This window comes from Halomonas sp. 111 (assembly GCF_052379685.1).
Lineage (GTDB): Bacteria > Pseudomonadota > Gammaproteobacteria > Pseudomonadales > Halomonadaceae > Vreelandella > Vreelandella citrativorans.
The window spans coordinates 1-442 of sequence record NZ_JBQSYV010000062.1 but is presented as its reverse complement, the minus strand read 5'-3'; the positions used below and the strand labels follow the sequence as shown (position 1 = coordinate 442).

1 protein-coding gene is annotated in these 442 nt (G+C 59.7%); it reads right to left on the bottom strand.

Translation table 11 applies throughout. The annotated features are described in order from the left end of the window. Window positions 1-442 (bottom strand): FAD-linked oxidase C-terminal domain-containing protein (locus ACT3T7_RS18430; RefSeq protein WP_444631931.1); only part of this gene is annotated, 442 nt, incomplete at both ends.

Genomic DNA, 442 nt, shown 5'->3' with positions numbered 1-442 from the left:
TGCATACTCGGAGCGTACCCCTTTGCCGTGCTCACCCCACAACAATCCGCCGTATTTTTGGGTCAGGGCGGCGACTTCATCGGAGATGTCCCGAATCAGTGCTTCCTGGGCCGGGTCTTTCATGTCCAGCGCAGGGCGCACATGCAGTACGCCCGCATCAACATGCCCAAACATGCCGTAAGCGAGCCCACGCGCGTCCAGCGCGGCGCGGAACTCGCTAATAAAGTCGGCCAGATGTTCTGGTGGTACCGCGGTATCTTCAACAAACGGCAGTGGACGCTTCTCACCCTGCACATTGCCCAAAAGGCCCACCGAGCGTTTGCGCATGCCGTAAACCGCGCTGATCTGCTCACGGCCTTTGGCCAGGGTATAGCCCAATCGCGTGACCGTGGCATCCTGATTCAAGTGACGGGTAAAGGCGTCTACCTGCTCGGCCAGTGCT